The organism is Bacteroidota bacterium (assembly GCA_016713925.1).
Lineage (GTDB): Bacteria > Bacteroidota > Bacteroidia > AKYH767-A > OLB10 > JAJTFW01.
This window is the reverse complement of sequence record JADJOH010000002.1, coordinates 680,074-694,060: the sequence shown is the minus strand read 5'-3', so window position 1 is coordinate 694,060 and position 13,987 is coordinate 680,074. Positions and strand designations below refer to the sequence as shown.

The following is a 13,987-nucleotide window of genomic DNA, read 5'->3' as shown; positions in this document are numbered from 1 at the left end:
TTTGAATTTACAGATATAATTTGAAAAAACCGAATGCTCAATGCTATTTTGATAGGCCGCAGATTGCTTATGATTATTATGATTTATTATGATATTTCCCTGCGAACCCCGCGTCGCGAATTCTCGCGATCATCCATCTTCAAATCAACACATTTTCAAATTTTCAAATTAAAATTTGACTAACTTCGACGAAACACTTTCTACATCAGTAATTATATTCACAAAATAAATCTCATTCACCACCATCATTAAATCATCCATCTTCAAATCAACCCATTTTCAAATTTTCAAATCAATTATTTTCTCACGAACTTCATCAATAGTTATTCGCTCTATGCAAGGATACTCTTTGTATTTACAATGTACCTGATCACAAGGATTGCATTCGAGAATATGGTGTAAAAAACGGGAATTGGGAAGTCGAGGATGAAAGATGGGATCGCCCGGACCGTAGAGCCCGATGGAAGGTGCTCCCATTACGGTGGCGATATGCAGGGGTCCGCTATCGTTGCCGATGTAGATGTCGGCCTTCTCGCAGAGCGCGGCAAAGACGAGCAGATTCACTTTTCCTGCTGCCTGGTGAATGGGAATATTGGTGAGTTGTCGTAAGGCTTCGGCATCTTTCGCGTCTTCCTCATCTCCCACTACAATACAGGAAAGTCCATGTTCTGTATAGAGCCATTTCATGATTTCCGCTACACGTTCCAGCGGCCATTTTTTGAGTATTCTTCGCGCACCGGTGTGGAAGAGGGCGTACTTCGAAATGTTTTTTTCTTCAAGAAATTTCCTGGCTTCTTCTCTCTCTTTTTCGCTTATGAAAAGTGTGGGTTTTAAGATTTTATTTTTGGCGTCGAGTACCGGAAGTATGATTTCCAGATTGGCTTCCGATTCATGCGAGTGGACGCCCTTTTTTCGGTTTTTATAGCGGAGGCTGCCTCTGTCCAGGCGGATGACCGGGGGATGTTTGAGGGCGTAAAAAGTGCTGGGAATGGTCCCTCGCAGGTCAATAATGAGGTCATATTTTCCTTTTAAATCCGTGTATTCACTGAAAACCGCGTTCACATGGGGGCAATATTTTAAGATTTGTTTACCAAAAGGTCGGCAAAGTACCGTGATTTGGGCCGCCGGAAATTGCTTCCGCAGCATCTCGTAAACCGGCAGGGTGTAAATAAAATCGCCTATTTCATCTTCCTTGATGCAAAGTATATTACTGAAAGACAGGCTTTTAATGTCTTTTCTCCTATTGATAAAGGTCGTAAGTGCCATCGAGGTCAGGTATACCCCTCTGTCGAGCCACTTCTTTGCGGTCATTGACTTTTCCACGGGCGCAATGTTAACGATTCCTTACTTCTCCTTGCAGAGAACTTGGTAAATCATTAGAATTTTATATCTTTGCAGGGAGAATGAGAGGGGACAGATGTCCCCTTCTTTATTTCAAATGACTGAAAAAGAGGACATAAGGAACCTGGTTAAGGAGTATCTCAAAGAAACGGAATGTTTCCTTGTGGATGTGAAATTATCTCCCGGAAAACTCACGGTGGCTATCGATAAGCCGGAAGGAGTGAAGCTGGAGGAGTGCGCCTTGCTGACCCGCTACCTGCTGAATCATTTCGAGACCTCCGGTTTTCTGGAGAGTCATGAAGTGGAGGTAGGGAGTCCGGGAATGGATGCGCCGCTGATGGTGCCCCAGCAATATGAACGTCGCATTGGTAAAGAATTAAGGGTGCTGCGTGTTGACGGCATAGAGCTAAAAGGTATCTTGCAGGAAGTTCATCCGGCCGGAATTGAAGTGCTGGAAACGGTCTCGAGAAAGGAGAATAAAAAGAAGATTATTACGGAAGTGAAGCATACCATTCCCTTTGAAAATATTAAAGAAGCGAAATTGATTATTAACTATAAATTCAAATAAGTCCAATGGACCATCAAGTATTGATAGAATCCTTCTCGGAGTTTAAGGAGGTAAAAAATATCGACAGGGCTACGATGATGAGTATCCTTGAAGATGTGATTAAAGCCACATTGCGCAAGAAATTCGGCACTTCTGATAATTTCGATGTGATCATTAACATCGACAAGGGTGACCTTGAAATTTACCGGAACCGTATGATTGTTGACGATGGTATGGTGGAAGATGACGCGACGCAAATCGCCTATTCAGAAGCCATCAAGATCGAACCGGATTTTGAAGTGGGTGAGGAGTTGACGGAATCTGTGCGTCTCGGGGATTTCGGTCGTCGTGCCGTATTGGCGCTGCGTCAGAATCTGGTGTCGCGTATTACCGAGCTGGAGAAAGATGGTATTTACAGGAAATATAAGGACAGAGTAGGGGAGATCATTACCGGTGAGGTGTATCAGATCTGGAAGAAGGAAATTTTGGTCCTTGATGATGAAGGGAATGAACTGGTATTGCCGAAAGGTGAAACGATTCCTGCCGATTTCTTCAAGAAGGGAGATGCCGTTCGTGCAGTGGTGCTTCGTGTGGAGATGTTGAACGCGAGTCCCAAAATTATTTTATCACGGACTTCTCCTGTCTTCCTCGAGCGTTTGTTTGAACAGGAAGTACCGGAAGTGTTCGATGGTCTTATCACGATTAAAAATATTGTGCGTGAACCGGGAGAGCGTGCGAAAGTGGCGGTGGAAAGTTATGATGACCGTATTGATCCTGTTGGTGCCTGTGTGGGAATGAAAGGTTCTCGTATACACGGTATCGTTAGAGAGTTGAGAAATGAAAATATTGATGTGATCAATTATACATCGAATCTGCAGTTGTACATCACCCGTGCCTTGAGTCCGGCGAAAATTACCTCGCTGAAGCTGGATGATGAAACACATCGCGCCGCCGTATTCATGAAACCCGATCAGGTATCATTGGCAATTGGTAAAGGCGGACATAATATTAAACTCGCCGGTCGCCTGACAGGATATGAAATTGATGTGTACCGCGATACGGAAGATGAAGATGAGGACGTGGATCTGGAAGAATTCTCCGATGAAATCGACGAGTGGATAATAGAAGAATTGAAATCCATTGGTTGCGATACCGCGAAATCTGTGCTGGCCATCACCGTGGATGATCTCGTAAAGAGAACAGATCTGGAAGAAGAAACGATCCGCGAAGTAGTGCGGATTTTACGATCCGAGTTCGAGTGATTACCCTGAAGCGTTCAAGGTTGTAGCCCGGTGAATAATGGCAAACGGAGCAGGCAGATAACCTTGAGGAAAGTATAACGGAAGCGCCGTTCCGAAAAATGAAACGACAAGGGAATTGTCTTGTCATCCGCCCGATTGCCATTCGATAAATAGTACAGTACACCTCAAGGGGAAAAAAGATAAAAACAGTAGATGTCCGAAGAAAAATCATTACGTCTCATTAAAGTTGCCAAAGAGTTTAACGTTGGTCTGCAACATGTGGTCGAATACCTCGAGTCAAAGGGGATGAAGATCGACAGCAGTCCGAACGCTAAAATCTCTATGGAAGTATATACCATTTTGCAGGAGAAGTATCAGCCGGACAAGATGGCGAAGCTGGATGCGCAGGAGGTGACACGCGAGAAATTGAAGCGTGATACGATCACCATCGAGACAAAATCCGGTGGAGCCGATGTGCGTGAAACGGAGGTGGAAGCCGATAATGATGATAATCTGAAGAAAAGTCTGGATGAAATAAAGCTTTCTGCAACGGCAACAGCGAAGAAGGCTGCAGCGAAACCAAAGAAAGCAGAGGAACCAGCACCTCAACCCGAAGTGATTAAGGCCCGTGCGGAGATGGAGTCTCCAAAGATTTTGGGTAAGATAGATCTCGACGCCGGAGCTAAAAAGAAAACAGCGAAGAAGAAGGAAGAGGAAGAAGAGAAAGCGAAGGCAGTAGCGAAGGAGAAAGTGAAGGCGAAGGAAGCTTCCGATAAACTCGAATCTGAAAATGTAGAGAAGAAGAAGAAGGCGACGAAGAAGAAGGAAGAGGACGATGCCGCATTGGTGAAGGCCGAAGAGGAAAAGAAAGAGAAGGAAAAGAAGAGTACGAAGAAGACGGTTAAAGAAGAACCGGCTCCCGTTGCTAAAGCTGAAGTTGTTGAAGAGAAGAAACCGGCTAAAAAATCAGAGCCGGAAGTAGTAGCGAAGAAGGATGAACCGGAAGCACCTGCTCCCACACCTCCGCCTGCTGAACCTACTGCACCCGTTCCTCCAACCGGACCCGAGCATATCGGTGTTCGCTTTGATAAACTGACGGGACCAAATATTTTAGGAAAAATTCAATTGCCCGTGGAGCCGACCAAGAAGAAACCGGTCGCTTCCTCCTCCGATTTTGAAGGAGATAAACGCAAACGTAAACGTAAGGATAAAGGTGGTGCTGCACCTACCGGACAAGGTCCAAGAACAGGACAAGGTCAGGGTGGTCAGCGTACCGGTGGTGGTGCAGGAACAGCAGGTGGTCAGCGTCCTCCGGGACAAGGCGGCCCTCGTCCTCCGGGTCAGGGTGGACAGCGTCCGGGTGGACCGGGTGGTCAGCGTCCTGCAGGTCAGGGTGGCGGTCCGCGTCGTGATAACCGTCCGGGTGGTCAAAACCGTCGTGGTGGACCTCCGGCACCGGCAGGACCAAAAGTTGAACCAACAGATAAGGAAATACAAGATCAGATTAAGGCAACTCTGGCTCGCCTCAGCGGTACTGGGAAGTCGAAGTCTTCCAAATTGCGTCGTGAGAAACGTGACCTGCATGCACAGCGTCAGGAAGCACTCGCGGAACAACAAGCCGATAAATCGATTAAGGTAACAGAGTTCGTATCTGCGAATGAGTTAGCCAAGTTAATGAACGTTCCGGTGAATCAGGTCATCAGTACCTGTATGAGCCTTGGATTGTTTGTGTCGATCAATCAGCGTCTTGACGCCGAAACGATTACGGTGGTGGCAGAAGAATTTGGTTTTAAAGTGGAATTTGTTTCTGTAGATGTGCAGGATGCCATTGTGGATGAAGTAGACGAAGAGGATGAAATGCAGCCACGTGCTCCGATCGTAACTGTGATGGGTCACGTCGATCACGGTAAAACATCCTTGCTGGATTATGTACGTAAGGCGAATGTTATTGCCGGTGAAGCCGGAGGAATTACACAGCATATCGGTGCCTATGAAGTAACGTTAGAGGATGGCCGAAAAATTACCTTCCTCGATACTCCCGGTCACGAAGCTTTTACTGCGATGCGTGCCCGTGGTGCCAAGGTGACGGATGTGGCGATTATTGTGATCTCTGCAGATGACAGTGTGATGCCACAGACGAAGGAAGCCATCAACCATGCGCAGGCAGCCGGTGTACCTATCGTTTTTGCGATAAACAAAGTGGATAAGCCCGATGCGAATCCGGAGAAAATTAAAGAACAACTCGCAGCCATGAACTTCCTGGTGGAAGACTGGGGCGGTAAATACCAGAGTCAGGATATCTCTGCCAAGAAAGGGCTGAATATTGAAAAGCTGCTGGATAAAGTATTGCTCGAAGCAGAAATGCTCAGCCTCAAAGCCAATCCCGACCGTCTTGCAAAGGGTACTGTTATTGAATCTTCGCTCGATAAAGGACGTGGTTATGTAACAACTATTCTCGTACAGACCGGTACACTCAAAATGGGTGATGTCGTTTTAGCGGGTTGCCATAGTGGTAGAGTGAAAGCGATGTTCAATGAACGCGGACAACGCATCAACGAAGCCGGACCCTCTACACCAACCATGATTCTCGGTATGACCGGTGCAGTACAGGCCGGTGACCAGTTCAATGTGATGGAAGATGAGCGCGAGGCACGGGAAATTGCGAACAAGGGTTTACAATTGCAGCGTGAGCAAGGTATTCGTACCCATAAACATATTACCCTGGATGAGATCGGACGACGATTGGCCATTGGTAACTTTAAAGAGTTGAACGTAATCGTGAAAGGAGATGTGGATGGTTCGGTAGAAGCATTGGCGGATTCCTTGTTGAAACTTTCTACGCAGGAAATTCAGGTGAATGTTATTTTGAAAGGTGTTGGACAAATTTCTGAGTCGGATGTCATGTTAGCGAGTGCTTCCAATGCCATCATCATCGGCTTCCAGGTACGTCCGAGCGGTAGTGCCCGTAAGATAGCGGAGCAGGAAGAGATTGATGTACGTTTATATTCGATCATCTACGATGCCATTAACGAAGTGAAGGCCGCCATGGAAGGCATGCTTGCACCTGAATTTGAAGAGAAAATTGTGTGCAACGTTGAAGTGCGTGAAGTATTCAAGATCCCTAAAGTGGGCACTGTTGCAGGTTGTATGGTTACAGAAGGTAAGATCAACCGAAATACAAAAATCCGTATCATCCGCGATGGTATCGTAGTACATACCGGAGAGCTTTCATCGCTCAAGCGTTTTAAAGATGATGCCAAGGATGTACAAGCCGGAATGGAATGCGGATTAAGCATTAATAATTTTAATGATGTCAAAGTCGGCGATAACATCGAAGGCTATGAGAATGTAGCGATAAAGAGAACGTTAGCTTAATTGGGCTGCCGGATGCCGGCTGCCAGCTACGGGCTACCGGCTTCCGGCTGAGGAGTTAGCGGGGGATGATCGCTGTTGTAAACGTATAAGTTTTGTTATTTCTTCATTATGGCGTTATTGGCGTTATTATGGCGTTATTGTGGCGTTATTGGCGTTATTGGCGTTATTATGGCGGTATTTTTAACTCAGTGTGTAAATAGCTCCTGCACCCTTAATACCCGAACTCTTAATTATCTGTTTCTCGACCAAGTCTGATAAGTCTCTTGAAGCGGTTCGTTCGGTTGTGGCGTTTAATTCCCGATATTCTTTATTCGTAATCTTCCCTTTCTCTTTCACGAAATTTACCGCTTTCAATTGTCGGTCATTTAATCCAAGTTTTACCAATTGGTCTTCCGTTAAATTGTCTTGGAAAAGCGTTACCATAAAACCGCCTTGAAATTCCTTTATTTCGGGTTCGGGTAATTCCGCTTCTTTGCAGGCATCAAAAATTTTTAACGTTCCTCTTCCCCACGAATCAATAAATCCTCCTTTAAAACAAACGTCTGCAATCAATACATTTCTTGGTCGAGATGTATGGAATCCTTTTAATGCTTCAAGACTTACAACGGGTAGTCGGAAGCCAGTCGGCTATGGGCTCACTAGCTACCGGCTTCCGGCTGCGGGCTTCCGGCTACCGGCTTCCAGCCATGGGCTGTGGGCTCTCGGTGGGCTTCCGGCTTTGGACTATAGCTGTGGAGTTGCCATTCTTCATCGTGCGTTATCTTTCAGGGGAAATAGAGTTTCGCGACCAACGGCAATGGGCTTTTAGCATTTTGCTATTTGCGATTGAGGGGATAATGGACCTTAGTCTAAAATTGAATAAACTATTATTCTACAAACACACTCTTTATTCAATTTGCGGATGTAGTAACCAGCTGCACAAAGATCATCCAAACATTTAATTGTCCTGAAAAATTATATAAATGATTCCTTCGTCAATTTTGTATTGAATAGAATTTTGGTCAAAGTAATTTTTTATAACATCAGTATGGTCGACATATTTATCAGGAACTCGAATGCCCAAATGCACCCTTTCAAGTGGATTAATTTGAATCCATTCAACTTCGGAAATGCTCACAGGGACGGTGCCAAATTCGAGATAACCTTTTACTGGTTGAATTAACCATAAGTCCCAATTTTTAGTCAGAGGCTTATTTTTCAATTTTACTTTATAGGTGCAATTTATACCAGAGAAGAATTCCAAAACTATTTGAATAATGTCTTAGTTTGGCATTTTTAGGGAGTTCAATCAATTTTAAGTCCTATGATATAGTTGTCCCCGCTGGTTTAATTAACGTTTTCGCAGTTGGCGAAGGACCAATTGCATGTTAGCCACTGTTTATTTTCGGATCAATTCATTAAGTTTTTAAGGTCAGTAGCAATGGAGATAATTAGTAGTACGATAATTAATGAGAAGAAAAGATTGCCAAATAAAGCAAAGTATCTTTTTTGGAAATTATGTTTTCCATATTGGGATCCTTTGATTGCAAGGTAAAATCCTCTAATACTTATAATTCCGGATATTAATATTGGAATCGCAATAACATAATCGACGAGCGATTGAATAAATTCGCCAAAGACCGACTTAAATAAAACTGCAACCAATGCAATAGCAAATAACCTGCATGATTGTTTAAAAATTTTATATGATAAATCTATATTGTCTGGTTGCATAGAATTCTTCGTTCAATGATGATACTACGAGCGTAGAGCTATTACTTTCATGCTTGATGTTTTAATAAAAGTAAATTATTTTTTGATTGAATCAAACCAGCTGCCAGCTACCAGCTACCGGCTACTAGCTACTAGATACCAGCCTCCAACTACCAGCCTCCAGCCTCCAGCTACCAGCCTTCTGTTACCTCTTCTGGCTTATAGCCCGCAGCCGGTAGCGGATAGTCGGAAGCCCACATCCCCACAGCCCACAGCCGATAGCCCTCAGCTGGCAGCCGGTAGCCGGTAGCCGGAGGCCAAAACAATAGTTGCCAATATGCAAAGTCCTATTAAAACTCTGGTTTTAATTTTACCAGAGTCAATGAGTGTCGAGTGAAACTTAAACATGGATCCTTGTAAAGTATCGAGTTTATCAAGAATGATATTGCATTCTGATTCATTTATAAAGTTCAATCTTTTTGCAATCAATAGTTGAGTTTCTGTTTCGTAAGCAGATCCTATTGCTATTTCAATGAATCTCGCTTTGTCTTTATCTGATTTTCGTGAACATCCTTCAGAAATATTTGATGGAATAGACACCGCCGATCTTCTGATTTGTGATGTTAAACCAAATTTTTCTTCCAAAGGAAATTGACCGGAAGTTCTGTAAACAATCTCAACCACCTCCATCCCGTTTTCCCAAATTTTTAATTTCTTAAAATTCTTCATTCTAGATATATTTTAAATTTGCTACACTGTGAAAATTATTTTTTGTTGATATACAGGATTTTTTAAAATGGTATTTAAGCGCAAAAGTACATGGTGGTTTATTTTTAATCATATTATAAGTACTTGTATTCGAATATAAACGTTTAGGTTTTCTTTAAATGGTAAATTTCAATTAAGACTTCCTCTACACATGCACCCATGATATACTGGATCTTTAACCTTTCGTCCTAAAGTCTACTGCTGGAAACAGAAGGCCAACAACCCCAGCCGGTAGCTGGTAGCCGGAAGCCGGTAGCCCCCAGCCGGAAGCCGGAAGCCGGAAGCTGGCAGCTGGCAGCCCCCGGCCGGAAGCCATTTTTTATCTACTTTCATCCTCCCGAACTAACGGATTATGGAAAGACTCACCGGATTAATTGGCATTGTGTTAATTCTTGGACTGGCTATTCTCGCCAGTAATAACAGAAAAGCAATAAATAAGCGACTCGTAATAAGCGGACTTTTGTTACAGCTTTGTATTGCGGTATTGGTGCTTAAGATTCCTCCTGTTACTGCATTTTTTCAGTATATCGGTCACGGCATGGAGAAAATAGAGATGTTCGCCCGGCAGGGTGCTTCCTTTGTGTATGGTGGACTCGGTGCGGTGCAGTTTGATGGTACTGTGGCCAATTATGCTGCCGGCGGATTTGTATTTGCATTTAATGTGACCGCAACGATTATTCTGGTTTGTGTTTTAGTGGCGATCCTGTATCATTTCAGCATCATGCAAAAGGTGGTATCGGTGATTGCGAAGGCGATGAATTTTGTGATGCGCGTGAGTGGGGCAGAGGCCTTGAGTAATGTAGCCAGTGCCTTCGTCGGACAAGTAGAAGCGCAGGTGATGATTCGTCCGTATCTTGCCGGAATGACCAATAGCGAATTGCTCGCGAGTATGAGTGGTAGCTTAGCTTGTATCGCCGGAGGAATTTTAGTGGTGTATGTGAATATGGGAGCTGCAGCAGGATTTGATCTGGCACCGAAACTGATTGCAGCAAGTCTGATGGCCGCCCCGGGAGCATTGGTGATAGCAAAAATTGTTTTTCCTGAAACGAAGGAAAGCGAGACGATGGGCAATGTGAAACTCGAAGTAAAGAGTCCGTATATCAATGTGGTGGATGCCATTTCACACGGAGCGGGAGATGGATTTAAGATCGCCATGAATGTGATCGCGATGCTGATCGGTTTTATTGCATTGATTGCATTGGTCGATTGGTCCTTGGTACGAATAGCCCATATTTTTAATCCGGATTTTGACCTCACCCTCAACTGGATCTTCGGGAAATTGTTTTACCCGATGGCCTGGGCGATGGGAGTTCCTGCTACCGATGTCAACAATGTAGCCACTCTTCTCGGACAAAAGCTCACCATCAATGAATTCGTCGCTTTCCAGAATCTGGCCAATAAATCTGTACCAATACTCACCGAAAAAGGTTTGCTCATTGTCTCCATTGCCATTTGCGGCTTTGCCAATTTTTCCAGCGTAGGTATGCAAATCGGTGGCATCGGTGAATTAGCACCCGGCCGACGTGGTGACCTCGCCCGCCTCGGACTGAAAGCCCTCTTCTGCGGCACCCTCGCCTCCTATCTCAGCGCTACTATTGCAGGTATTATTATCTGATTCTATATCGCGTTCGATCGAAATCAGGTGATCGGTAGCCGCACTGTACTCCACACAGTTCCAAGCTTTATAGATCAATCTTTATCTCATAAACCCATAGGAAATTTCGAGATCACTTCCTTCGATAGGCATTGCTTACGCATAGGATCCAATACTCGTAACCAAACATCATTTTAACATCTAAACATCACATCTTCAAATCATAAAATTTTCAAATCTTCAAATTAATGTTATTTGAGAAGAAAAGTCCTATTCCCCCAATATTCACCATTAAACCAACCATTTTTAGACAAACACCTTTTTTTCCTCGACCAACAGCAATGCCGGCAATGCGGTAATTTCATTACTTTGCAGTTACTTAAGAAAATTATAGATTATGAAGAAAAAAATAATTGGTTTACTGCTGATTCTCGGAATCGGTTTCGGGCAGCAAGTACGTGCGGATGAAGGGATGTGGCCGCTCTTCCTGATTAAGCAATTGCAGGATTCAATGCAAGCCCGTGGATTACAATTGACAGCTGAAGATATTTACAGTATCAATAAAGCTTGTGTGAAGGATGGCGTTGTTCGTTTGATGAGCAAACAGAACAGAATGTTTTGCACCGGTGAAATCATCTCTCAGCAAGGTCTCTTTTTAACCAACCATCACTGTGGATATGGTGCTATTCAGGAGCTGAGTACCAATGAAGATAATATTTTGAAAAATGGTTTCTGGGCGAAGACGCAGAGTGAAGAGCGTCCGGCCAATTTTAACATTGGTTTGCTTTCAAAGGTGGAGGATGTTACGTCCATGATTTTGGATAGTCTTCCTGCCGGAGACGATGAAGCAGCCAGGACAAAAGCCGTTGGTGCCGTAATGAAAGCAGCTACTGCGAAGTTAAAGGATGCGCTCGGCGAGAGTAAAGATATGTATGTGATTGAGGTCATTCCTTTCTGGGCAGGGAACCGTTATCTGGCGATGTACTACGAGGTGTTTACGGATATTCGTCTGGTAGGTACACCTCCCGAGAATATCGGAAAATTTGGCGGTGAAACCGATAACTGGGAATGGCCGCGTCATACCTGTGATATCAGTCTTTTCCGGATTTATACCGATGCCAACAATAAGCCTGCAAAATTCAGTAAGGAAAATAAACCTTATGCACCTAAGTTTTTCTTCCCGATCAATATTCAGGGTCCACAGGAGAACAGCTATGCGATGATTCTGGGTTATCCCGGACGTACACAGCGCTATACCTACAGTGATGGCATTAAATTTTATGCAGAGAAAGAACGTCCGTTGCGTGTAAAAGTACGTCGCGACATTCTGGACATCTATGAAGAGTCGATGCATAAGGATCCGAAAATTAAATTGATGTACTCCGATAAATATGCCGGACTCAGCAATTACTGGAAGAAATTTATGGGAGAAGCCGATGCGTTGAAGAAGTTAAATATTTATGAGCGCAGGAAAGAAGAAGAAAATAAGTTTTCTGCCTGGGTAAAAAATGGCAATCATTCTAAATACAATGATGTGATCAGCCTTTATACGCAAGCGTATGGTCAAATTGATAAGTACGGTATGTTTGGAGTCTACCTTCAGGATGGTATTTCAAATTCTCAGCCCATGACATTTGCAATGGGAATGGGTCCCCTGGAAGGTTTGCTCGCTGATAAATCCAAGAAGGAAGAGGCGAAGAAGATGGCGGCTGAAATGGCGGCGGATCTGGATAAGGATTTTAAAGAGTTTCATGAGCCTATTGAAAAGAAAGTACTGGCCTCCGTGTTAATGCACTTGGTAGAGGATCTGGATAATGCACAATTACCCGCAGCACTCGTGAATATGGCCAATAAGCACAAGAAGGATTATACAGCAATGGCAGAAGAAATGTGGAAGAAATCTTTCTTCGTGAACAAAGATAAATTTGCAAAATTTTTGAAATCTCCATCTCTGAAAACATTGCAAAAAGATCCTATCTATAGCGTGACCAATGGTTATTTGACAGAATTGACGACGAAGATGCAGCCGGAAATCACTAAGATCAATACGCAGTTGAGTAAAGCGAATCGTTTGTTCCAGGCCGGTGTGATGGAAATGAGTCCTGATCGTTTGTTTACTCCCGATGCCAATGGTAGTATGCGTCTTACTTACGGTCGCGTATTACCGTACAAAGGAAAGGATGCTGTTTCATTTAAAGAGTATACCACTTCGAAAGGCGTTATTGAAAAGTACTCTCCGGGCGATATCGAATTTGACGCGCCAACGAAGCTTATTGATATGATGAAGAAGAAGGATTTCGGGCAGTACGCCGATAAGGATGGTGAATTGCATATCTGTTTCCTCACCGACAATGATATCACCGGCGGTAACTCCGGAAGCCCTGTCATCAATGGTAAAGGTGAACTCATCGGAACTGCGTTCGACGGTAACTGGGAAGCCATCTCCAGCGATTTCGCATTCGAGCCACAGTTCCAGCGCACCATATGTGTGGATATCCGTTATACGCTCTTTATTCTTGATAAATTTGGCGGTGCCGGACATCTCCTGAATGAAATGAAGATTATTCGGTAAGGCAAAGTAAAGTCTAATGAAAGCAGCCATCACTCCTATTGATGGCTGCTTTTTTTATTAGAGTAGGGGTGACCGATAAACAAGTGAAGTACATTTCTTACTTAGTTTCCCTTCTTTTGAAGCATAAACAGGAATAGTATTACCTTTGGATACTTATTTTTTTAAATTGTATTGAATCATTTAATGTATCCGAATGAACGCACTGGAAGAATTATTATCGGCGAATAAAAAATGGGCCGGAAAAATGGTGGAAAGCGATCCGCTCTTTTTTGAGAATCTTGTGAATGTGCAAAGTCCTGATTTTTTATGGATAGGTTGCTCTGATAGCCGGGTACCCCCCAACCAAATTACTCAAACTACACCCGGACAAATATTTATCCATCGCAATATCGCCAATATGGTAGTGCATACGGATTTGAATTTGCTGAGTGTGCTGCAATATGCCGTGGAAATATTAAAGGTGAAGCATATTATCGTGTGCGGACATTACGGTTGTGGAGGAGTGAAAGCGGCCATGACCAATCATAGTTATGGAATCATCAATAAGTGGCTCAGAAATATTAAGGATGTATATCGCTATCATCAGGATGAAATTGAAATGTTGGAAACGGAGGATGAAAAATTAAACCGGTTGATTGAATTGAATGTCTCCGAGCAAGTCTTGAATCTCGCGAAAACTTCCATCGTCCAGAAATCCTGGGTCCAAAACAATGGCCCTCATTTGCATGGATGGGTGTATGACCTGCACGACGGTGTCATCCGACCCTTATTACACTTGCCTCCCGGATCAAAATTGGATCATCCGATCTTTGAATACGATAATTTGGAAGATTAAATTAGGGACGAGGGCCGTTCAC

The 13,987-nt window shown here is 43.8% G+C and carries 9 protein-coding genes and 1 pseudogene; 6 read left to right on the top strand and 4 right to left on the bottom strand.

What is annotated here, in order from left to right:
• Positions 1–279: 279 nt before the first annotated feature.
• Positions 280–1,323 (bottom strand): glycosyltransferase family 9 protein, encoded by a 1,044-nt coding sequence (locus IPJ86_02855; protein MBK7886263.1) that lies wholly within the window; start codon positions 1,321–1,323, stop codon positions 280–282.
• 115 nt (positions 1,324–1,438) lie between these two features.
• Here IPJ86_02855 and IPJ86_02850 point away from each other — a divergent pair, with 115 nt between their 5' ends.
• From IPJ86_02850 to infB, 3 genes are all read left to right on the top strand, one after another.
• The gene (locus IPJ86_02850) at positions 1,439–1,909 is read left to right on the top strand and encodes a hypothetical protein (protein MBK7886262.1); all 471 of its coding nucleotides are present in this window, start codon (positions 1,439–1,441) and stop codon (positions 1,907–1,909) included.
• 5 nt (positions 1,910–1,914) lie between these two features.
• Positions 1,915–3,150, top strand: coding sequence for a transcription termination/antitermination protein NusA (nusA, locus tag IPJ86_02845; GenBank protein MBK7886261.1), 1,236 nt, complete (start codon positions 1,915–1,917; stop codon positions 3,148–3,150).
• A gap of 192 nt (positions 3,151–3,342) precedes the next feature.
• Entirely contained in the window at positions 3,343–6,504 is a 3,162-nt protein-coding gene (gene infB, locus IPJ86_02840; GenBank protein ID MBK7886260.1) for a translation initiation factor IF-2, read from the top strand.
• A gap of 180 nt (positions 6,505–6,684) precedes the next feature.
• On the opposite strand, the pseudogene IPJ86_02835 reads toward infB, so the two are convergent.
• The 3 genes and pseudogenes from IPJ86_02835 to IPJ86_02825 all read right to left on the bottom strand — a co-directional run bounded on the left by IPJ86_02835 (position 6,685) and on the right by IPJ86_02825 (position 8,925).
• Positions 6,685–7,098, bottom strand: a pseudogene (locus IPJ86_02835) (transcriptional regulator).
• Positions 7,099–7,441: 343 nt separating this feature from the next.
• A complete protein-coding gene (locus IPJ86_02830; protein ID MBK7886259.1) occupies positions 7,442–7,705 on the bottom strand; it encodes a hypothetical protein in 264 nt (87 codons plus the stop codon).
• Between the two features lie 776 nt (positions 7,706–8,481).
• Positions 8,482–8,925 (bottom strand): four helix bundle protein, encoded by a 444-nt coding sequence (locus tag IPJ86_02825; protein ID MBK7886258.1) that lies wholly within the window; start codon positions 8,923–8,925, stop codon positions 8,482–8,484.
• A 391-nt stretch (positions 8,926–9,316) separates the two neighbouring features.
• Between IPJ86_02825 and IPJ86_02820 the strand changes: the two genes are divergently transcribed.
• From IPJ86_02820 to IPJ86_02810, 3 genes are all read left to right on the top strand, one after another.
• Positions 9,317–10,579 (top strand): NupC/NupG family nucleoside CNT transporter, encoded by a 1,263-nt coding sequence (locus IPJ86_02820; protein ID MBK7886257.1) that lies wholly within the window; start codon positions 9,317–9,319, stop codon positions 10,577–10,579.
• A 376-nt stretch (positions 10,580–10,955) separates the two neighbouring features.
• Positions 10,956–13,130: a S46 family peptidase gene (locus tag IPJ86_02815; GenBank protein MBK7886256.1), complete on the top strand. Its 2,175-nt coding sequence runs from the start codon at positions 10,956–10,958 to the stop codon at positions 13,128–13,130.
• A gap of 193 nt (positions 13,131–13,323) precedes the next feature.
• Complete coding sequence (locus tag IPJ86_02810) at positions 13,324–13,965, top strand: carbonic anhydrase (protein MBK7886255.1); 642 nt, start codon at positions 13,324–13,326, stop codon at positions 13,963–13,965.
• The last annotated feature ends 22 nt before the right edge of the window (positions 13,966–13,987 follow it).